The 18,961-nt window shown below is 69.5% G+C and carries 20 protein-coding genes; 6 read left to right on the forward strand and 14 right to left on the reverse strand.

What is annotated here, in order from left to right; translation table 11 throughout:
- The first annotated feature begins 47 nt into the window (after positions 1 to 47).
- Positions 48 to 716, forward strand: coding sequence for a DUF305 domain-containing protein (locus ACFX43_RS22425; RefSeq protein WP_378835066.1), 669 nt, complete (start codon positions 48 to 50; stop codon positions 714 to 716).
- A gap of 19 nt (positions 717 to 735) precedes the next feature.
- Positions 736 to 1,485: a GH25 family lysozyme gene (locus tag ACFX43_RS22430; RefSeq protein ID WP_378835073.1), complete on the forward strand. Its 750-nt coding sequence runs from the start codon at positions 736 to 738 to the stop codon at positions 1,483 to 1,485.
- 83 nt (positions 1,486 to 1,568) lie between these two features.
- Here ACFX43_RS22430 and groL read toward each other — a convergent pair whose 3' ends face one another.
- From groL to ACFX43_RS22445, 3 genes are all read right to left on the reverse strand, one after another.
- Entirely contained in the window at positions 1,569 to 3,188 is a 1,620-nt protein-coding gene (groL, locus tag ACFX43_RS22435; RefSeq protein WP_378835077.1) for a chaperonin GroEL, read from the reverse strand.
- Between the two features lie 92 nt (positions 3,189 to 3,280).
- Complete coding sequence (groES, locus tag ACFX43_RS22440) at positions 3,281 to 3,574, reverse strand: co-chaperone GroES (RefSeq protein ID WP_008362423.1); 294 nt, start codon at positions 3,572 to 3,574, stop codon at positions 3,281 to 3,283.
- A gap of 188 nt (positions 3,575 to 3,762) precedes the next feature.
- A complete protein-coding gene (locus tag ACFX43_RS22445; RefSeq protein ID WP_378835081.1) occupies positions 3,763 to 4,491 on the reverse strand; it encodes a hypothetical protein in 729 nt (242 codons plus the stop codon).
- 149 nt (positions 4,492 to 4,640) lie between these two features.
- On the opposite strand from ACFX43_RS22445, the gene ACFX43_RS22450 reads away from it, so the two are divergent.
- Positions 4,641 to 5,819, forward strand: coding sequence for an SAM-dependent methyltransferase (locus ACFX43_RS22450; protein WP_378835085.1), 1,179 nt, complete (start codon positions 4,641 to 4,643; stop codon positions 5,817 to 5,819).
- 6 nt (positions 5,820 to 5,825) lie between these two features.
- Here ACFX43_RS22450 and tsaD read toward each other — a convergent pair whose 3' ends face one another.
- The 10 genes from tsaD to glmS all read right to left on the reverse strand — a co-directional run bounded on the left by tsaD (position 5,826) and on the right by glmS (position 15,767).
- On the reverse strand, positions 5,826 to 6,887 hold the full coding sequence (gene tsaD / locus ACFX43_RS22455) for a tRNA (adenosine(37)-N6)-threonylcarbamoyltransferase complex transferase subunit TsaD (RefSeq protein WP_378835089.1): 1,062 nt from the start codon (positions 6,885 to 6,887) through the stop codon (positions 5,826 to 5,828).
- A 243-nt stretch (positions 6,888 to 7,130) separates the two neighbouring features.
- Positions 7,131 to 7,682 (reverse strand): hypothetical protein, encoded by a 552-nt coding sequence (locus ACFX43_RS22460; RefSeq protein WP_378835092.1) that lies wholly within the window; start codon positions 7,680 to 7,682, stop codon positions 7,131 to 7,133.
- A gap of 31 nt (positions 7,683 to 7,713) precedes the next feature.
- A complete protein-coding gene (gene rimI / locus ACFX43_RS22465; RefSeq protein ID WP_378835096.1) occupies positions 7,714 to 8,181 on the reverse strand; it encodes a ribosomal protein S18-alanine N-acetyltransferase in 468 nt (155 codons plus the stop codon).
- The gene (gene tsaB / locus ACFX43_RS22470; RefSeq protein WP_378835100.1) at positions 8,178 to 8,840 is read right to left on the reverse strand and encodes a tRNA (adenosine(37)-N6)-threonylcarbamoyltransferase complex dimerization subunit type 1 TsaB; all 663 of its coding nucleotides are present in this window, start codon (positions 8,838 to 8,840) and stop codon (positions 8,178 to 8,180) included. Before tsaB ends, rimI begins: the two co-directional genes overlap by 4 nt.
- Before the next feature lie 10 nt (positions 8,841 to 8,850).
- The gene (tsaE, locus tag ACFX43_RS22475; RefSeq protein ID WP_378835107.1) at positions 8,851 to 9,795 is read right to left on the reverse strand and encodes a tRNA (adenosine(37)-N6)-threonylcarbamoyltransferase complex ATPase subunit type 1 TsaE; all 945 of its coding nucleotides are present in this window, start codon (positions 9,793 to 9,795) and stop codon (positions 8,851 to 8,853) included.
- On the reverse strand, positions 9,792 to 10,889 hold the full coding sequence (locus ACFX43_RS22480; protein WP_378835111.1) for an alpha/beta fold hydrolase: 1,098 nt from the start codon (positions 10,887 to 10,889) through the stop codon (positions 9,792 to 9,794). The genes tsaE and ACFX43_RS22480 overlap by 4 nt, the downstream gene beginning before the upstream one ends.
- Positions 10,886 to 12,061 (reverse strand): alanine racemase, encoded by a 1,176-nt coding sequence (gene alr, locus ACFX43_RS22485; protein ID WP_378835115.1) that lies wholly within the window; start codon positions 12,059 to 12,061, stop codon positions 10,886 to 10,888. The genes ACFX43_RS22480 and alr overlap by 4 nt, the downstream gene beginning before the upstream one ends.
- A 20-nt stretch (positions 12,062 to 12,081) precedes the next feature.
- Entirely contained in the window at positions 12,082 to 13,443 is a 1,362-nt protein-coding gene (locus tag ACFX43_RS22490) for a bifunctional ADP-dependent NAD(P)H-hydrate dehydratase/NAD(P)H-hydrate epimerase (protein WP_378835118.1), read from the reverse strand.
- A gap of 112 nt (positions 13,444 to 13,555) precedes the next feature.
- Positions 13,556 to 13,909, reverse strand: coding sequence for a holo-ACP synthase (locus tag ACFX43_RS22495; RefSeq protein ID WP_091051775.1), 354 nt, complete (start codon positions 13,907 to 13,909; stop codon positions 13,556 to 13,558).
- A 13-nt stretch (positions 13,910 to 13,922) separates the two neighbouring features.
- Positions 13,923 to 15,767 (reverse strand): glutamine--fructose-6-phosphate transaminase (isomerizing), encoded by a 1,845-nt coding sequence (glmS, locus tag ACFX43_RS22500; RefSeq protein WP_378835124.1) that lies wholly within the window; start codon positions 15,765 to 15,767, stop codon positions 13,923 to 13,925.
- A gap of 70 nt (positions 15,768 to 15,837) precedes the next feature.
- Between glmS and coaA the strand changes: the two genes are divergently transcribed.
- Entirely contained in the window at positions 15,838 to 16,803 is a 966-nt protein-coding gene (gene coaA, locus ACFX43_RS22505; protein WP_355227017.1) for a type I pantothenate kinase, read from the forward strand.
- A 122-nt stretch (positions 16,804 to 16,925) separates the two neighbouring features.
- Here the strand turns inward: coaA and glmM are convergent, their stop codons facing one another.
- A complete protein-coding gene (gene glmM / locus ACFX43_RS22510; protein WP_378835131.1) occupies positions 16,926 to 18,281 on the reverse strand; it encodes a phosphoglucosamine mutase in 1,356 nt (451 codons plus the stop codon).
- A 42-nt stretch (positions 18,282 to 18,323) separates the two neighbouring features.
- Here glmM and ACFX43_RS22515 point away from each other — a divergent pair, with 42 nt between their 5' ends.
- Positions 18,324 to 18,629 (forward strand): type II toxin-antitoxin system RelE/ParE family toxin, encoded by a 306-nt coding sequence (locus ACFX43_RS22515; protein WP_378841076.1) that lies wholly within the window; start codon positions 18,324 to 18,326, stop codon positions 18,627 to 18,629.
- A gap of 10 nt (positions 18,630 to 18,639) precedes the next feature.
- Positions 18,640 to 18,960 carry a helix-turn-helix domain-containing protein gene (locus ACFX43_RS22520; protein ID WP_378835134.1) on the forward strand — a complete coding sequence of 107 codons (321 nt, stop codon included), beginning with the start codon at positions 18,640 to 18,642 and terminating at the stop codon, positions 18,958 to 18,960.
- The last annotated feature ends 1 nt before the right edge of the window (position 18,961 follow it).

Raw genomic sequence — 18,961 nt, forward strand, 5'->3', positions numbered from 1 at the left:
GAATATGAATAAATTGTTCACCTCTGCGGGATCTCGGAAGGAGACACGTGCGCGGTAGGCGGTTGGGTGTCATCACATCGGGTGTCGTGTTCGCGGCGATCTCACTCGGCGGGTGCGGAGGTTCCTCGGACGGCGGGCATGGCGAGCACGTCGGGCACTCGCCCAGCCCGGAGGCGGCCACCCAGTCGGCTCCCGTGGTCCAGGGCGGTGCGCCGGGTGAGGCCGCGGCGACGATCTCACCCTCGGCCGCTGCCACGGACCCGTGGACCCAGACCGATGCCGACTTCGTGACGATGATGATCCCGCACCACGCCCAGGCGCTGGAGATGACCCGGCTGGCGCGCGAGCACGGCGTCCACCCCGAGGTCGTCTCCTTGGCCAAGCGCATCGAGTCGGCCCAGGGCCCCGAGATCGTGGCGATGAGCGGATGGCTCAACACCCGCGGGCTGCGGGTGCCGCGTGCCTCTGACCCCGCGCACACCATGGCCGGGATGCTCACGCCGGATCAGATGAGCGAGCTGGGCAAGGCCCGCGGCGATGAGTTCGACCGGCTCTTCCTGACCGGGATGATCCGGCACCACCAGGGCGCCCTGGAGATGGCCGAGCCGATGGCCTCCAAGGGCAGCGACGCGCTGGCGATCGAGATGGCGATGGACGTCGAGGCCACCCAGTCGGTCGAGATCGACATCATGGAGAAGCTGCTCGAAGAGCTGTGAGAACCGGTACGGTTCCGCGGTGCCCCTCGCCCCCGCCCGCCGTCGACGCGTCCTGATCGGCTCCGCCGTCGTCGTCTGCCTCGCCCTGATCATGACCGCGCTGGTCTGCACCGGGGTCGTGATGCCGACCCGTCTGTTCGCGGCCAAGTACGACGTACGCGGCATCGACGTCTCCCACCACAACGGCACCGTCGACTGGCCGCGGGTCGCCGAGCAGGACATCGACTTCGCCTGGATCAAGGCGACCGAGGGCTCTGCGCACGTGGACACGCGCTTCACCGCCAACTGGGCCGAGGCCCGGCGAGCCGGAATCGCGACCGGCGCCTACCACTTCATGAGCTTCGAGAGCCCGGGCGCCGACCAGGCGCACAACATGATCGCCACGGTGCCCCGCGTGGCCGGCACTCTCGCCCCGGTCGTCGACCTGGAGCCCTATGGCTCCTTCAAGGGGAACCTGCCGCCCGCCACCGAGGTCCGCGCCATCCTGGACCCGCTGCTCGCCAAGCTCGAGGCGCACTACGGCATCGCGCCGGTCATCTACACCACCCCGTCGGCCTACCGCGCCTACCTGGTCGACCTCTACCCCGACAACCCCATCTGGTTCCGCTCCGTCGCCTGGCCGCCCCGGGTGCCCGACGGACGGGGCTGGACCGTCTGGCAGTACTCCAACCGGGATCGGCTCGACGGCGTGGGCAGCGCGGACGAGGCGTACGTCGACATGAACGTGCTCTCCGACGACGTCGATCTCGACTCGCTGATCGTTCGCTGAAATCGCCGAGTCGGCGCATCCCGCCCCTTTCGCTCGCTTCGCTTCGCGAAGCACGGGGCAAGATGCGCCGACTCGGCTATTCGTCAGTGGCCGTGACCGTGGCCGTGACCGCCCGCGGGCGCCTCGTCCTCTTCCGGCTTGTCGACGACCAGGGTCTCGGTCGTGAGCAGCATGCCCGCGATCGAGGTGGCGTTGATCAGCGCGGAGCGGGTGACCTTGACGGGGTCGATGACGCCCTGGGCGACCAGGTCGCCGTATTCACCCGTGGCGGCGTTGAAGCCCTGCCCGACACCGAGCTCGCGGACCTTGGTGGTGATGACGTAGCCGTTGTCGCCACCGTTCTCGGCGATCCAGCGCAGCGGCTCGTCAGCGGCCTTGCGAACGACGCGTACGCCGACCGCCTCGTCGCCCTCGAGGCCGAGGTCCTTCTCCAGGACGGAGACGGCGTGGATCAGCGCGGATCCACCGCCGGCGACGATGCCCTCCTCGATGGCGGCGCGGGTCGCGGAGACAGCGTCCTCGATGCGGTGCTTCTTCTCCTTGAGCTCCACCTCGGTGTGAGCGCCGACCTTGATCACGCAGACGCCACCGGCGAGCTTCGCGAGGCGCTCCTGGAGCTTCTCGCGGTCCCAGTCGGAGTCGGTCCGCTCGATCTCGGACTTGATCTCGTTGACGCGACCCTCGACCGCGGCAGCGTCGCCGCCGCCCTCGACGATCGTGGTGTTGTCCTTCGTGACCGTGATCCGGCGAGCGGTGCCGAGCACCTCGAGACCGACCTGGTCGAGCTTGAGGCCGACCTCCTCGGCGACGACCTGCGCGCCGGTGAGGATCGCGATGTCCTGCAGCATGGCCTTGCGGCGGTCACCGAACGCGGGCGCCTTGACGGCGGTCGCGTTGAAGGTGCCCTTGATCTTGTTCACGACCAGGGTGGAGAGGGCTTCGCCCTCGACGTCCTCGGCGATGATGAACAGCGGCTTGCCGGCGGCGATGACCTTCTCCAGCAGCGGCAGGAGCTCCTGGATGGAGCTGATCTTGCCCTGGACGAGCAGGATCAGCGGGTCGTCGATGACGGCCTCCATCCGCTCCTGGTCGGTCACGAAGTACTGAGAGATGTAGCCCTTGTCGAACTGCATGCCCTCGGTGAACTCGAGCTCGGTGCCCGTGGTGTTGGACTCCTCGACGGTGATGACACCGTCCTTGCCCACCTTCGCGAAGGCCTCGGCGAGGATCTCGCCGATCTTCGCGTCGCGGGAGGAGATGGTGGCGACCGAGGCCATGTCGGACTCGTCGACGACCTCACGGGCGGCAGCACGCAGGGCGTCGCCGACGGCGGCCGCGGCGGCGTCCATACCGCGCTTGAGGCTCATCGGGTTCGCACCGGCGGCAACCGCGCGCAGACCCTCGTGGACCATCGCCTGGGCGAGGACGGTCGCGGTGGTCGTACCGTCACCAGCGATGTCGTTGGTCTTGGTCGCAACCTCCTTGGTGAGCTGAGCACCAAGGTTCTCGAACGGGTCGTCCAGCTCGATCTCACGCGCGACGGTGACACCGTCGTTGGTGATGGTCGGAGCGCCCCACTTCTTGTCGAGGACGACGTAGCGGCCCTTGGGGCCCAGCGTCACCTTGACGGCGTTGGCGAGGGCGTCGACGCCACGCTCGAGGGCGCGGCGGGCGTTCTCGTCGAACTCCAGGATCTTCGGCATATGCATTTACTCCCTAGTACGCAGAACGCGGCCGGGGCCTAGGACTTGATAAACCCCGTCGGCCCGGCCGCGTTGATGCGAGACGGATGACGTCAGGCGATGACCGCGAGGATGTCGCGAGCCGAGAGGATGAGGTACTCCTCGCCGGCGTACTTCACCTCGGTGCCGCCGTACTTGCTGTAGATGACCTTGTCGCCCACGGCGACGTCGAGCGGGACGCGGTTGCCCTTGTCGTCGATGCGACCCGGGCCGAGCGCCAGGACCTCGCCCTCCTGGGGCTTCTCCTTGGCGGTGTCCGGGATGACCAGACCGGAGGCGGTGGTCTGCTCGGCCTCGACGGCCTTGACGACGATCCGGTCCTCAAGAGGCTTGATGTTGACCGACACTGTGTCGACCTCCCCATTTCTTTTCTACGGAGTCAGACTTCGGTGGGTGTTGCTACGTCTGTGCTTGCGATCTGCCACGTACGCCGTCGCGGGGGTCGCACCCGGCTCGCAAGCGCTGGCACACTCAGGGGGAGAGTGCCAGTGCAGACGTTAGCACTCGGTAGCAATGAGTGCCAGCAATGCCCGGTCTATCGCTGTCCGGGGAGCCTCACCAGGAGCGCGACGGCACCTGCGAGAAGGCCGATCACGATGATGCTGCCGGCGACCACCAGATCCCGCAGGGTCTCGTCGTCGTCGGCGTTCTTCTCGGCGAGCGAGGTGACCTTGAGCTCTTCACCATCGCTCAGGGCGGTCATCTGAGACGGGCTCTCCGACGTCGCGGGCCCACTGGCAGAGGGCTTGCGGCTCGGCTTCGGTTCGGGGGCTGCCGACGACGTACGCTCATTCGGCTCGCTCTGCTCGGCAGGGCCTGGCGCGGCCGTCCTGTCGTCGCCGCCGGCCGCGCCCTGCTCCTCCTCGGCGTCCTGTGTGGCCGAGGGCGCGTCCGACCCGTCGTCCTGGTCATTCTCGGACGCGGAACTCTCACCCGGCTCCGGTTCAGGCTCCGGCTCCGGCTCCGGCTGACCAGACTCCGAGGTCCTGACGTACGTCACCGAGTAGCCCCTCAGCGGACGCCCCTCACTGTGCCAGACGGTCGTGGTGCGCTGCGGTGGCTCCAGGGTGTGCACCTCCGAACTGCCCCGGCGGCCACCGCTGTCCACGCAGTAGGAGGCGATCAGATGGCCGGCTGGCGCCGCCGCCGAGGTCGAGTACTCACCGTCCAGATCGTGGTAGCCATCGCCCCGCGAGCAGTCGCGGACCGGGGCCACCGTATCCGCGGAAGCAGGTGCGGCGAACAGCAGCGATAGCAGCGTCATTGAGAACAGTGTCATCACTGCTGCGAGTGCCCCGAGGCTCTCCAGGATTCGACGTGAGGGACGGCACACGGGACGGAATCCTAGATCAGTGACACCCCGGAGGGTAATGGGAACTTCGGGTCCCGAACACCGCTTGAGAGGATCGGAGTATGGATCTCGACGCCTTCGCCTGGCTGCTGACCGATGACGGGCAGCGGCTGCTGGCGCGGGCCACGGAGATGACGGCGTCCGAGTCAGCCGGCAAGGAGTCGGCGCTGGCGATACAGACCGCGCTGCGCAAGGACGAGGCGGCCGAGCGCGTGGCCGTGGCGATGACCCAGGTCGACCTGCGCCGGAAGGCGGCCGCCAAGTTCGGCGACCTGGCGCCGCGGATGTACTTCACCCCCGACGGCCTCGAGCAGGCCACCCGCCTCGCCGTGGCCCACCACCGGGCAGCGCGGCTGCGTGCCTTCGATGCGACGAGCGTCATCGACCTGGGCTGCGGGATCGGCGGTGACCTGATCGCCGCCTCGCGCGCGGGGCTCACCGCCGCCGGGGTCGACAACGATCCGGAGCGGGTCGCCGTCGCCCAGGCGAACCTCGACGCCCTCGGGCTGCCAGGTGCCGTCACCGTCGCCGACGCGATAGGTGTCGACCATTCCCCTTTCGACGTCGCGTACGCCGATCCGGCGCGCCGCGGCGCCAAGGGCCGGGTCTTCTCTGCGGAGGGGTGGACGCCGCCGTGGTCGTGGGTCGAGACGCTCTTCGCGCGCGACGCGTGTGTGAAGGTCGCCCCCGGTATCCCGCACGACCTCGTACCCGACAAGGTCGAGGCCGAATGGGTCAGCGACCGCGGCGAGGTCAAGGAGGCCGCGCTGTGGTCGGGCTCGCTGGCCAGCACGCACCGGCGGGCCACCGTGATCGGCGAGCGCGGCCTGGCGACACTCACCTCCGAGGACGACCCCGGCGCCGGGGTCGGCCCGGTCGCCGAGTTCCTCTATGAGCCGGACGGGGCCGTGATCCGCGCCGGACTGGTCACCGCTGTAGCCGCCGGGGTGCAGGGTCATCTGGTCGACGAGCACATCGCGTACGTCACCTCCTCCGCCTCCTTCGAGACGCCGTTCGCCCGTGGGTATCAGGTACTCGAGGAGCTCCCCTACCGGGAGAAGCAGCTCAAGGCGGCGCTGCGCGAGCGCGGGATCGGGAAGCTGACGATCAAGAAGCGCGGCGTACAGGTCGTCCCCGAGCAGCTCCGCAAGCGGCTCGCGCTGTCCGGCTCCGAGGAGGCCACGATCGTGCTCACCCGCGTGGCCGGCGAGGGGACGTGTCTGTTGGTGCGACCGTTCTGAGGGTGGTCAGACCAGGACGGTGGTGATCGGCTGGGAGGAGTCCGCCGGGAGATCCAGCGCCGAAGGCGTACGTCCCCTGGCCACCATCTCCGCCCCCAGAGCCGCCACCATTGCTCCGTTGTCCGTACACAGGCCCGGGCGCGGGACTCGGACGCGGATGCCGAGCTTGGTGGCGCGCTCCTCGGCGAGCACCCGGAGCCGGCTGTTGGCCGCGACCCCGCCGCCGATGATGATGTCCTCGATGCCTTCTGACGAGGCTGCGTCGAGCGCCTTTCGCACCAGGACGTCGACCACGGCCTCCTGGAAGCTGGCGGCCACATCGGCAACCGGGACGGGTTCGCCGCTGCGCTCCTTGGCCTCGATCCAGCGGGCGACCGCGGTCTTGAGCCCGGAGAAAGAGAAGTCGAAGCGGTGTCGTTCCAGGTCGCGGCGGCTGCTGAGCCCGCGAGGGAAGTCGATCGCGATCGAGCTGCCCGACGTGGCGGTCCGGTCGATCACGGGGCCGCCAGGGAAGCCGAGGCCGAGCAGGCGGGCGACCTTGTCGAAGGCCTCGCCGGCGGCGTCATCGATGGTCGCGCCCATCGGGTCGACACCCTCGGTGATGTCGGTGACCTTGAGCAGGCTGGAGTGACCGCCGGAGACGAGCATGGCGACGCAGGGCTCGGGGAGCGGCCCGTGCTGCAGCTGGTCGACCGCGACGTGCGAAGCCAGGTGGTTGACCCCGTAGATCGGCTTGTCGAGGCCGAGGGCGAGCGCCTTGGCCGCCGCCACCCCGACCAGCAGGGCACCCGCGAGTCCCGGTCCCGAGGTGACGGCGATCGCGTCGACGTCGTGGAGCTTGATGCCCGACTCCTCGCAGGCACGCTCGATCGTCGGCACCATCGCCTCCAGGTGCGCCCGGCTGGCAACCTCCGGCACGACCCCGCCGAACCGGGCATGCTCCTCGACGCTGCTCGCCACCGCGTCTGCCAGCAGCGTGTGCCCGCGCACCACCCCGATCCCCGTCTCGTCGCACGACGTCTCGATGCCGAGGACCAAGGGCTCATCAACGAGGGCACCAGAAGTCATGGGCTCATTCTGCCTCGCCGCTGGGCCACCTTCGCCTTTGGGCGAACGAATTTTCGTTCGCCCGGGAACACCGGGTCTTGGACCACCTCGAGGGGGCACGTCGGCAGGCGAACGAATTTTCGTTCGCCCCGCTCCAAGCCTCCGATGCCAAGACATCAACGCCAGGCCATCTCCCAGGACGAACGAATTTTCGTTCGCCACTCGCAAGGCACTGCCCGACCGATGCTCCTCCCGAAGCGCTGGTCAGGCTGCCTGGTTGCTGCCCTGATCGTCACGCAGCGCTGAGTAGGCGGCCCAGAGTTGCTGCGCAAGGCCAGGCTCGATCGGATCTGCGGAGCAGAGGCTGTCCCACAGCCCGCGAAGCAAGATCACCAATCCTTCCGACTCGAAGTCGGTGAGATCGCGGCCGATCGAGCAACGGAGCCAGAACCTCGCGTCGTGCCACAGGTCTCGGACGGCCTCGCCGACATCGTCGTTCGACCGAGCGAGCTCCTCGAGCCCCAGCCAGGCCCGGAGAAAGAACAGGTCGTCCTCGGTCGTGGGCAGGTAGCCGGTCCATCCTCGTCCGTTCACCCGCTGAGCGACCTGCTCCCAGAAGATGCCGGCGAATCCAGCCGCCGCATGGGGCAACATGTTCTGCTGCCCGGCGAACCACTGGTGCAGCGTCGACACTCCCATGTTCGCCTCCTCGGCGACCACCTTGAGAGTCGGGGCACGCAAGCCATCGCGACCGATCGTCCTCGCCAAAGCGACGCCAGCAGTCTTGGATTCGAATCTGTTGCGGTTGAAGCCCATGGCGCTCATCGCACCACAGACCACCGACACTTCAGCCGGACGTCGCGGTCGGCCCGGCGAGCTCCATGGCCAAAACGATCCCCGTCGCCCCGTCGCGGTAGTAGCGCTCGCGGCGGTCGATCTCGATGAATCCGGCTTGGCGGTAGAACTCGATGGCTCCGACGTTGCCCTCACGTACCTCGAGGAGAAGCCGCTCGGCTCCCTCGCTCCGAGCGAGGCCGATCGACGCGGCAAGGAGCGATCCACCGATCCCGCGACGGCGCTGCTCCTCAGCGGTCGCGATCCGCTGGAGCTCGGCGATCTCGTAGACGACGCTCACCAGCGCATGGCCGACGACCGTTCCCGCATCATCGACGGCTACGAGGATTCGGACCGTCGGCATCTTCCCGTCGATCGCCACCTGCAGGTACTCGGGCGTCCAGGCGTCGTCCGGGAATGCCTCGAGCTCGAGGGCGGCGATCGCGTCGACGTCGTCCGGGCCCGCCGGGCGTACGGTCACTGGGAGACCTTCTTCTGGACCTTCTTCTGGACTTTCTTCTGGGCAGCCTGCTCCACCGCATCCGGTCGACGCAGGTAGAGCGGCTCGGGATCCATCAGCTCGACCTGCTCCTCGGCGACCGCCCGGGCCAGCCAACCAGCGGACGGGCGTTCCGGGCCGAGCGGCGTCGGGAACGCGTCGGGATAGAGCAGCGCCCCCTCCCCGACGACCGGCGCCGAGGTGGCGACCTCTGCGGGGCGGGCGACGACAGGGCCCTCGAGGCGTACGCCGTCGGGGTCGTAGGAGGCCAGGTAGACCTCCTTGCGCCGCGCATCCGTCGCCACGAAGAAAGGCCCGCCGATCCCGGAGGCAACCGCCTCCACCGCCAGCACGTCCAGCGTGCAGGCCGCGTAGACCGGGATCTCCAGCACGAACCCGAGCGTCCGGGCGGTGACCAACCCGACCCGCAATCCGGTGAACGGCCCAGGTCCGGCGCCCACGGCGATGGCGGTCAGATCCTGGCGTACGATCCCGGCCTCCGCGAGGACGTGGGAGATCAGCGGCGCGAGCTGCTCACCATGCTTCATGGTGCGGTCGGAGACGACCTCGGCGACGACGTCGTCGCCATCGTGGAGCGCCACAGTCACCTGAGGCGTGGCGGTGTCAAAGGCGAGAAGCACAACTCACACCCTAGAGCGCACTGAGGTCCACGCCGCGCCAGCGGGCCCCCACCGGGACGATCTCCACGCGCCGAGGATCCGCACCGTCGGGCGCCTCGACCAGATCCAGCGGAGCCTCGTCGGCCTCGGCACGTACGATCCGGATCTCCAGCCGCGACTCGGAGAGCCCCTCGGCCAGGCCCTCGCCCCACTCCACCACGGTCACCGCGTCGTCGAGATCGGTGTCCAGGTCGAGGTCGTCGAGCTCCTCGATACCGCCGAGCCGATAGGCGTCGACGTGGACGAGCTCCGGGCCGCCGACGGTCGACGGATGCACGCGGGCGATCACGAAGGTCGGCGAGGTGATCTCGCCGCGTACCCCGAGCCCCGCGCCGAGACCCTTGGTGAAGGTGGTCTTGCCGGCGCCGAGGCCGCCGGAGAGGACGAGTATGTCACCGGCGGCGACCAAGCCAGCCACCCGTCGGCCGAGCTCGAACATGGCGTCGGCATCGAGCGCCTCGACGACGTGCTCGTTCAGCGGACGATGGAGCCGCACCGCGGGCGACTCACGAGAAATCTCTCGAAATCCTTGCCGCTCCCAGAACCGCAACGTCTGCGGGAGCTCCTCGCGAGCGATCACCGCAAGGTCGCCGAAACCCTCCGCACGCGCGACCCCGGCGGCGTACGTCACCATCTTGTGCGCCACCCCATGACCCTGCTGATCAGGCAGAACAGCGAAACGACGCAGCCACAGGGTGGAGTCCGCGGGATCCATGAGGACGGCCCCGACGCCAGCGCCGTCCAACCGCGCCACCACTCCGCCGAAGCCGGAGAGGCGCTCCTTCATCGACGCCTCGGTCTCGCCGAGCGCATCCGCGGGCGGGTCCAGCGGCGGGCGGGCGGCGAAGGCCGCCCGGACGATACCGAGCACCTCGGTCGCGGCCTCCGGCCCGACCCGCTCGAAGACGAGCGTCATGCCGAGGCCGCATCCCGGGTGGCCGAGGCGAGCAGCTGGTCGAGCTCGGCGTTGACCTGACCGTGCCGCTCGAGGATGACCATGTGGCCGGCCTTCTCGCACTCGACCAGCCTGGACCCCGGGATGTAGGAGTGCAGCTTGCGGCTGTGGCCGATCGAGGTGAGCCGGTCGGCGGTGCCACAGATGACCGTGGTCGGCACCCTGCCGAGCGTGGTGATCGACGCGAACTTGTCCAGAGCACGGAAGCTCGGGAAGAACTCCGCGACCACCTCGAACGGCGTCTGCGAGAGCAGTCCGTCGACGAAGTCGACGTACGCCTCCGGCACCTCGTCCCCGAAGGCGAACACATCGGTGAAGACGGTCGCCACCGAGGACCCCATGGCGCGGAACCGGTCGACGATGCCGTGCCCCCTGGCCAGCGTCCGCATGGTGCGGTTGGCGATCCCACCGGACAGCTTCGCCGGGAGCACCGGGATCAGCAGCCGGCTCGGGTCGAGACCACCGGCGGTCGTCGAGATGAGCGCGGCGCCGATGATGCGGCCGCCCTCGTCGTAGGGCGCGAACAGCTCGGGGTGGTCCTCGGCGAGCGCGGCGATCGTCATCCCGCCCATCGAGTGGCCGACCAGGATCACCGGCCCCTCCGGCACGACCGCGTCCAGCACCCGGAGCAGGTCGTCGCCGAGCTGATCGATCGTGGCGTTGCCGAGCGAGGAGCGGCCGCTGCGGCCGTGGCTGCGCTGGTCGTAGAAGACCGACCGCACCAGGCCCCGGTAGGCGGCGCGCTGGAAGTGCCAGCAATCGAGGTTGAGGCAGTAGCCGTGCACGAAGACGAGCGTCACCCCGCTCGCCCCGCCGGGGTGCGAGTGAGCCGGGTCGACCTCGTCGACCTCGACATGAAGAGGTACGCCGTCGGAGGTCACCACGGTGACCGGGCAGGACCGCAGCGTACCGAGCGGGGTCCGGTCCTCGGGGCGTTCCTCGATCGCGCGGCGGTGCTTCCTGACCACCACCGCGCCGCGGGCCGCGGCAGCGACCGCCGCCGCTCCCAGAGTGCCCGCCGCGATCTGGCCGATCCGTGCTGCGATGCTGCTCATGTGTCGTCTCCCTGCTCGGTGTCGACGTAACGCCGCTTCATCCGTCCTCCGATTCTGGTGACGACCTCGTAGGCGATGGTCTCGCTCGCCTCGGCCCAGTCCTGGGCGGTCGGCTCGCCATCGGCACCGGTGCCCCACAGGAGCACCTCGGCACCGCGTTCGACCGAAGCGTCCCCGAGATCGACGACGATCTGGTCCATGCAGATGGTGCCGCGCACGGGGTATCGAGCTCCGTCGATCCACACCTCGGCGCGATTCCCGGCACGACGCTGGATGCCCTCGGCGTAGCCGACCGGGATCAGCCCCACCGTCGTCGGCTCATCGGCCACCCAGGTGTGGTTGTAGGAGACACCCGCACCGGCCTCGATCGGCTTCACCAGCGCCAGCTCGGCCCGCACGGTCATCGCCGGGACGAGTCCGAGATCGGCCCACGGCGATCCCTCGACGCCGGGCGCCGGGTCGATGCCGTACGTCGCGATCCCGACCCGCACCAGGTCGAGCCGCGCGCTGGGGCGCAGCAGCGCTCCCGCGGAGTTTGCGAGGTGACGTACCTCCGGCCGGAGGCCGGCCTCCTCGGCGACCGCGAGCGCCTCGCCGAAGACCTTCTCCTGCAGGGCGCTCGCCGGGTCGGCGGTGTTCTCGCTGGCGCTGAAGTGCGACCAGATCCCGGTGACCCGGATCGCTCCCTCGGCTTCCAGGATGCGCGCCAGCCCGACCAGCTTCGACCAGTCGGCGAAGGCCGCGCCGCCCCGGCTGAGTCCGGTGTCGACCTTGAGCTGCACCCGCGGCGTACGGCCCAGGGTGTCGCCGGCTGCGGCGAACTTCTCCAGGTCGGCGATCGTGTAGGCGGTGACGTCGATGTCCGCGGCCACGAGCTCCTCGGCGGGCTCGCTCGGCATGATCAGCCAGGCCAGCAGTCGGCCCTCGTCGCCCGCCGCGCGCAGTGCGAGCGCCTCGTCGGCCGACGCCACGCCGAGCCAGTCCGCACCACCCTCACGAGCGGCCCGCCCGGCCTCGACCAGGCCGTGCCCGTAGCCGTCGGCCTTGACCACCGTCATGATCGGCGTACGCAGGTGCTCTCGCAGCCGCGAGACGTTGTGTCGGATCGCGGCGAGGTCGATGACGATCTCGGCTCGCCGAAGCGGAGCCCGAGGCGCTGGGCTCGGTGACATGGTGTCAAGGATAGTTGCCGCTAGCTCGAGACAGCAGGAAGGGACCGGATAACGGCGGGTATCGCGGCGGCGACCCCGCTCGCGGTGACCGGTCCGCCAGCGCTGGCGAGAGTGGCGGCCGCGCCGTGCAGCCAGGCGCCCGCCGAGGCGGCGTCGATGGGGGCGAGACCGGCGGCCAGCAGCGAGCCGATCAGTCCGCCGAGCACGTCCCCCGAGCCGGCGGTGGCCAGCCAGGAGGTGCCCGTGGTGTTGACCCGTACCGGCGTATCGGGGTCCGGTGAGGCGATCGTGGTACGCCGCCCCTTGAGCAGCACCACCGCATCGAACCGCTTGGCCGCGAGCCGTGCGTAGTGCAGCGGACGAGCCTCGATCTCGCCGCGGTCCTCCCGGATCAGCGCCGCGAGCTCGCCGGCGTGCGGAGTCAGGATCGCGGGCACCCCGAGCGGCCCGTTCAACGCACGCAGGCTGTCGGCGTCGATGACCAGAGGTACGCCGCTCGCCCGGGCGAACGCGAGCGCGCTGTTGGCGCCGTCGGCGCTGCCGGAGCCGACCACCCAGGCCTGTGCCTGGCCGTCGCCCACGACCTCCGGGTTGTGTCGCTTGACCCACTCCGAGGCGGTGCCGACGTAGCGGACCATTCCGGCCAGTCCGGTGTTGGCGCCGGAGACGGCCAGCAGCGCAGCCCCGGGGTAGGTGGCGCTGCCGACCCTCAGTCCCACCACACCGCGGGAGTACTTGTGCCCGGCCGGCGCGGGACGCGGCATCAGGTCCGCCACATCGGCCGCCTCGAGGCTCTCGATGGCCGGCGTCGGAAGCCGGAGGCCGATGTCGACCAGCTGCACCGTCCCGCACGCCGAAGCGGCCGGGTCGAGCAGATGACACGGCTTGTAGGTGCCGAACGTGACGGTGAGGTCAGCGGTCACATGAGCCCCGTCGACCTCCCCGGAGTCGACGCAGACCCCGCTCGGTGTGTCGACGGAGACGACCGGGACCCCGGCGAGGATGGCCAGTGCTGCCTCCGCGTCCGGTCTCAGCCCGGGCTTACCCCCGATCCCGACGATCCCGTCGACGACGACATCGAAGGCACCCTTGTTCGACCTTGTCGGGACCGAGGACACCGTCCCTCCGGCCGCCTTCAGAGCCGCAACCCCACCCGCATGCGCCCGGTCCGACAGCAACCACGCCTCGACCCGAGCCCCTCGACGCGCGAGCAGCGCCCCGGCGTACAACGCGTCTCCGCCGTTGTCCCCGCTCCCGACGAGCAGGACGATGCGTTTCCCGTAGGCACCGCCGAGACCCCGCCCGCGAAGGTGACCGATGACCGCGTAGGCCAGCCCGGCCGCCGCACGCTGCATCAGGGCACCTTCTGGCAGGCTGGCCATCAGAGCCTTCTCTGCCGCTCTGACCTGCTCAACCGAGTGCGCACGCCGCATGGTGCAAGCCTACGCGCCAATTCACTGGCGGGGTCGGGCCGAAGGGCTCGAACAAGCCCCGTCAGTCCTCCAGGACGACCATCGCCGAGGCGATGCCGGCGTCGTGGGAGAGCGAGAGGTGGACGGTGGCGACACCGAGCTTCGTGGCCTGCGCCAGCACGGTGCCACGGAGCTCGAACCGGGGCTGGCCGGAGGACTCCGAGATCACCTCGGCGTCGTGCCACTCCATCCCCTGCGGCGCGCCGAGCGCCTTGGCGAGCGCCTCCTTGGCGGCGAACCTGGCGGCCAGCGAGGCCATCGGCTTCGTGGCCTCGGCGGGCGTGAACAGACGCTCGCGCAGCCGCGGCGTACGCTCCAGCGACTCCTCGAAGCGCTCCAGGTCGCAGACGTCGATCCCGACTCCGAGGACAGCCATCAGTAGACCGCCATCACTCGACCGTGACGGACTTGGCGAGGTTGCGCGGCTGGTCGACGTCGTAGCCGAGCTCGGTGGCGAGCTGGCAGGCGAAGAGCTGCATCGGTACGACCGCGACGAGGGGCTGCAGGAGCACCGGCACCTTGGGCAGCCGGATGATCGTGTCGGAGACCGAGTCGACCGAGTCGTCACCCTCCTCGACCAGGGCGATGGTGCGGGCGCCGCGGGCGCGCACCTCCATGATCCCCGAGCGCATCTTGTCGTGCAGGAAGTCGCGGCCGCGCGGGGGCACGATGCACCAGATCGGCAGGCCCTCCTCGACCAGCGCGATCGGACCGTGCTTGAGCTCGCCGGCTGCGAACCCCTCCGCGTGCAGGTAGGCGAGCTCCTTGAGCTTGAGCGCACCCTCCAGCGCCACCGGGTAGCCGGCGTGGCGGCCCAGGAACAGGAACGCCCGGCGGTCCGCGTACTCACGCGCGAGGTCGTAGACCTGCGGCGCGGTCTCCAGCACCTTCTCGACCGCCGCGGGCATCGCCTCGAGCTGGGTCATCACGCCGTCGATCTCGTCGCCGTACATGGTGCCCTTGACCTGGGCCAGGTAGAGCGCGAGCAGGTAGCAGGCGACCAGCTGGGTGACGTACCCCTTGGTCGAGGCGACCCCGATCTCCGGGCCGGCGTGGGTGTAGATGACCGCGTCGGACTCGCGCGGGATCGTGGAGCCGTTGGTGTTGCAGATCGCCAGCACCTTGGAGCGCTGCGAGCGCGCGTGCCGGATCGCCTGCAGGGTGTCGGCGGTCTCGCCGGACTGCGAGATCGCCACCACCAGGGTGGAGTTGTCGAGGATCGGGTCGCGGTAGCGGAACTCGGAGGCCAGCTCGACCTCGACCGAGATCCGGCACCAGTGCTCGATGGCGTACTTCGCGACCATGCCCGCGTAGAACGACGTCCCCGCGGCGATGATGATGATCTTGGTGACCTCGCGCAGCTCATCGTCGTCGAGCCGCATCTCGTCGAGGTGCAGAGACCCCGAAGGCGTACGCCGCCCCAGCAGCGAGTCGGCGACGGCACGAGGCTGCTCGAGGATCTCCTTGCGCATGAACCAGTCGTGGCCGTCCTTCTCGGCGGCCGCGAGGTCCCAGTCGACGTGGAAGCGGCGGCCCTCGGCGGGAGTGCCGTCGAAGTTGGTGACCGTCGCGCCGTCGCGGGTGATCGTGACGACCTGGTCCTGGTCGAGCTCCATCGCCTCGCGGGTGTGCTCGATGAAGGCGGCGACGTCGGAGCCGAGGAACGACTCCTCCTCACCGAGACCGACCACGAGCGGGCTGTTGCGCCGGGCGGCGACGACCCGGGACGGGTCCTGGGCATCGATCGCGACGAAGGTGAACGCACCTTCGAGGATCGAGCAGACCTTCTGCATCGCGATGGTCAGGTCGGCTCCGCCGACGACCTCGCGCTCGAGGAGATGGGCGGCGACCTCGGTGTCGGTCTGCGAGGTGAACTCGTGCCCGTCGGTCTCCAGCGAGGCCCGCAGCTCGGCGAAGTTCTCGATGATGCCGTTGTGCACGACCGCGACGCGACCGGTGCGGCCGACGTGCGGGTGGGCGTTGCCGTCGGTCGGGCCGCCGTGGGTCGCCCAGCGGGTGTGGCCGATCCCGGTCGTCGACGCCGGCAGCGGCGTGTCCGCGATCGCCTTCTCCAGGTTGGCGAGCTTGCCGGCCTTCTTGTCCACCGCCAGCCCATCGGCAGTGATCAGAGCGATCCCAGCCGAGTCATAGCCGCGGTACTCCAACCGCCGCAAGCCATCGATCACGACGTCCTGCGCCGACCGGTCTCCGACGTACCCAACGATGCCGCACATGGCGGATGATCCTACGGCTCTCGTGGACCCCAGCAGGAAGCGGCGGCGCATGTGCGTAACAATCGTTGCCATGTCACACCCCGGGCCACACGGCGATGACCGCGGCTCCTCGCCCTACGTCGAGCTCGACCGTAGCGCGTGGGCCGAGCTCGCGACCGAGACCGAGAGTCCGCTGACCGAGGCCGAGATCGAGTCTCTGCGGGGCCTGGGCGACCAGATCGACCTCAAGGAGGTCGAGGAGGTCTATCTGCCGCTGAGCCGGCTGCTCAGCCTCTACGTGAGCGCCTCGGACAAGCTCCACGACCAGCAGGAGCTGTTCCTCGGCAAGACGATGCCGGAACGTACGCCGTTCGTCATCGGGGTCGCCGGATCCGTCGCCGTCGGCAAGTCGACCACGGCTCGTGTGCTCCAGCAGATGCTCGCCCACTGGCCCGAGCACCCCAACGTCGCTCTCGTGACCACGGACGGGTTCCTCTACCCCAACGCCGAGCTCGAGCGTCGCGGGCTGATGGAGCGCAAAGGCTTCCCGGAGTCGTACGACCGCAAGGCCCTGCTCCGCTTCCTCGTCGACCTCAAGTCGGGCGAGGACGAGGTGCGCGCGCCGATCTACTCACACCTGACCTACGACGTCACCGACCAGACCGTGCTGGTCAAGAAGCCCGACATCGTCATCCTCGAGGGTCTCAACGTCCTGCAGCCCTCCCGGGTCCGCGCCGACGGCACCATCTCCCTCGCCCTCTCGGACTTCTTCGACTTCTCCGTCTTCGTCGACGCCGACTCGCGCGACATCAAGCAGTGGTACGTCGAGCGGTTCCTGCGGCTGCGTGAGACCGCCTTCCGCGACCCGTCGTCCTACTTCACGAAATATGCGGCCCTGAGCCACGACGAGGCCATCACCCGCGCCACCGAGATCTGGAACGAGATCAACGGCCCCAACCTCCGCGAGAACGTCCTCCCCACCCGCTCCCGCGCCACCCTCGTCCTCCGCAAGGACCGCGACCACTCCGTCCGCTACGTACGTCTGCGGAAGATCTAGGGTCGGGGCGGTTGGGATACCCGGTTAACCGGGTATCCCTGCACTTAATGGGTGTTGCATTGCCCGAGAAGTGCAGGAATACCCTGTTAACCGGGTATTCCTGGGGCCAGTGTGACGGATGATCAGAGAGCCAGCCGCGCACGCACGACGTCGGCGAGCCGCTCAGCGCAGGCCTCGGCCTCGTGATGGGTGGGGGCCTCGACCATGACGCGTACGAGGTTCTCGGTGCCCGACGGGCGCAGCAGGATCCGCCCGGAGCCGGCGAGGGCCTTCTCCTCGGCGGCGACGGCATCGAGGAGGCCGTCGTCGGTCTTGCAGCGGGCCTTGTCGACGCCCTTGACGTTGAGCAGGACCTGCGGGAGGCGGGTGACGACGGAGGCGAGGTCGGCGAGGGTGCGCCCGGTGAGAGACATCCGCTGCAGGACGTGCAGCGCGGTGAGGATGCCGTCGCCGGTGGTGGCGTGCTCGCTCATGATGATGTGGCCGGACTGCTCGCCGCCGATGGCATAGCCGCCCCGGCGCATCTCCTCGAGCACGTAGCGGTCGCCCACGGCGGTCTGCTTCACGTGGACGCCCGCAGCGTCCATCGCCTTGACGAAACCGAGGTTGCTCATCACGGTGACGACCACGGTGTCGTCGGGGAGCCGGCCGGCGTCGTGGAGCCCGAGGGCGAGGATCGCGATGAGCTGGTCGCCGTCGACGAGGTTGCCCTCACCGTCGACGGCCAGGCAGCGGTCGGCGTCGCCGTCCCAGGCGAACCCGACGTCGGCGCCGTGCTCGACGACCGCCTTCTGGAGCATCTCCGGGTGGGTCGAGCCGACCCCGTCGTTGATCGAAAGGCCGTCGTTGACGTCGTTGATCGCGATCACCTTCGCCCCGGCCTGGTCCAGGGCCAGCGGGCCCGCGGCGGCGGCCGCGCCGTTGGCGCAGTCGACGACGACGGTCAGCCCGTCGAGGCGGCGCTCCAGCGTGGAGATCAGGTGGGCCGCGTACGTCTCCACGGGGTTCTCGTGGGACGAGATCCGGCCGACCGAGGCGCCGGTGGGGCGGTCCCAGGGCTCGTCGAGGTGTGCCTCGATCCGGTCCTCGAGCACGTCGTCGAGCTTGTGCCCGCCGCGCTGGAGGAACTTGATGCCGTTGTCGGGCATCGGGTTGTGCGAGGCCGAGATGACCACACCGAGGTCGGCCTGGAGCGCCGCGGTGAGGTAGGCGACGCCTGGCGTCGGCAGCACGCCGACGTCGATCACGTCGCAGCCGGCCGAGGCGAGACCGCCGGCCACCGTGGCCTGCAGGAACTGCCCGGAGACGCGCGAGTCGTTGCCGACCACCGCCAGCGGTTTGCGTCCGCTGCCGGAGTCGCGCAGCTCCTCGGTCAGGACCAGTGCCGCCGAGGTCGCCAGGTTCTGGGCGAGCGAGGCGGTGAGGATCTCGCCGTTCGCGAGACCGCGAACTCCGTCAGTGCCGAAAAGGCGTGCCACGTCCGTGTGACCTTCTTTCGTACGTCGGCCCCCGCCCGAAAAATGAGTCGGGGTGGCTCGGCGAGCCGNGCTCTGAGTGATGAGGAGTGGGGCCGGGTCGTGCTGATCGTGGATCGGTTGGCCGATCTGGGGCCTCGTGCTCGAATGCCGCTCTCGCGGAGCTTGGGCGAGGGCTTGTTCGAGCTTCGTTTCACTCTCGGGTCGACGGCCCGGAGAATCACCTACAGGTTCACGAGCGACGCTCGGATCATCCTGCTGACGACTTTCCACAAGCAACGCGACAACGAGCGCGGTGAGGTGGCCAGGGCCCGCAGGGCGGCTGCCGAATGCGCCCGGCGCTATCCCTAGGAGGACAACCATGGCGAACTACTCCCGCTGGTCCGAGGTCCGGGCCGAGCGTCCCGCCCCGTCCGACGAGGCGAGGGCGAGCGTCGAGCAGGACCTCGCTCTCGGCCAGTTGATCTACGACCTGCGTACGGATGCCGGGCTCAGCCAGCGCGAGCTGGCCTCGAGGATGGGCACGACGCAGTCGGTCATCTCCCGCCTCGAGGAAGGCGGAGGGGCGCGCAACCGGATCGACACCCTGGCGCGGGTCGCGACAGCGTTGGGGCGACACCTGGTCCTTTCGTTCCCCGAGGAAGTGCCGGGGGACATGAAGGACTCGGTGCAGGTCGCCTGAC

It is taken from the genome of Nocardioides sp. YIM B13467 (assembly GCF_042788075.1).
Classification (GTDB): Bacteria; Actinomycetota; Actinomycetes; order Propionibacteriales; family Nocardioidaceae; genus Nocardioides.

Coding starts and splice junctions, on each gene's coding strand:
- tsaD (WP_378835089.1), bottom strand. CDS start 6,887: ATGACTTCTGGTGCCCTCGTTGATGAGCCCTTGGTCCTCGGCATCGAG.
- ACFX43_RS22495 (WP_091051775.1), bottom strand. CDS start 13,909: ATGGCTGTCCTCGGAGTCGGGATCGACGTCTGCGACCTGGAGCGCTTC.
- alr (WP_378835115.1), bottom strand. CDS start 12,061: ATGTCACCGAGCCCAGCGCCTCGGGCTCCGCTTCGGCGAGCCGAGATC.
- ACFX43_RS22480 (WP_378835111.1), bottom strand. CDS start 10,889: ATGAGCAGCATCGCAGCACGGATCGGCCAGATCGCGGCGGGCACTCTG.
- ACFX43_RS22450 (WP_378835085.1), top strand. CDS start 4,641: ATGGATCTCGACGCCTTCGCCTGGCTGCTGACCGATGACGGGCAGCGG.
- glmS (WP_378835124.1), bottom strand. CDS start 15,767: ATGTGCGGCATCGTTGGGTACGTCGGAGACCGGTCGGCGCAGGACGTC.
- tsaE (WP_378835107.1), bottom strand. CDS start 9,795: ATGACGCTCGTCTTCGAGCGGGTCGGGCCGGAGGCCGCGACCGAGGTG.
- groL (WP_378835077.1), bottom strand. CDS start 3,188: ATGCCGAAGATCCTGGAGTTCGACGAGAACGCCCGCCGCGCCCTCGAG.
- ACFX43_RS22460 (WP_378835092.1), bottom strand. CDS start 7,682: ATGGGCTTCAACCGCAACAGATTCGAATCCAAGACTGCTGGCGTCGCT.
- coaA (WP_355227017.1), top strand. CDS start 15,838: ATGTCACACCCCGGGCCACACGGCGATGACCGCGGCTCCTCGCCCTAC.
- ACFX43_RS22445 (WP_378835081.1), bottom strand. CDS start 4,491: ATGACGCTGCTATCGCTGCTGTTCGCCGCACCTGCTTCCGCGGATACG.
- ACFX43_RS22520 (WP_378835134.1), top strand. CDS start 18,640: ATGGCGAACTACTCCCGCTGGTCCGAGGTCCGGGCCGAGCGTCCCGCC.
- ACFX43_RS22490 (WP_378835118.1), bottom strand. CDS start 13,443: ATGGCCAGCCTGCCAGAAGGTGCCCTGATGCAGCGTGCGGCGGCCGGG.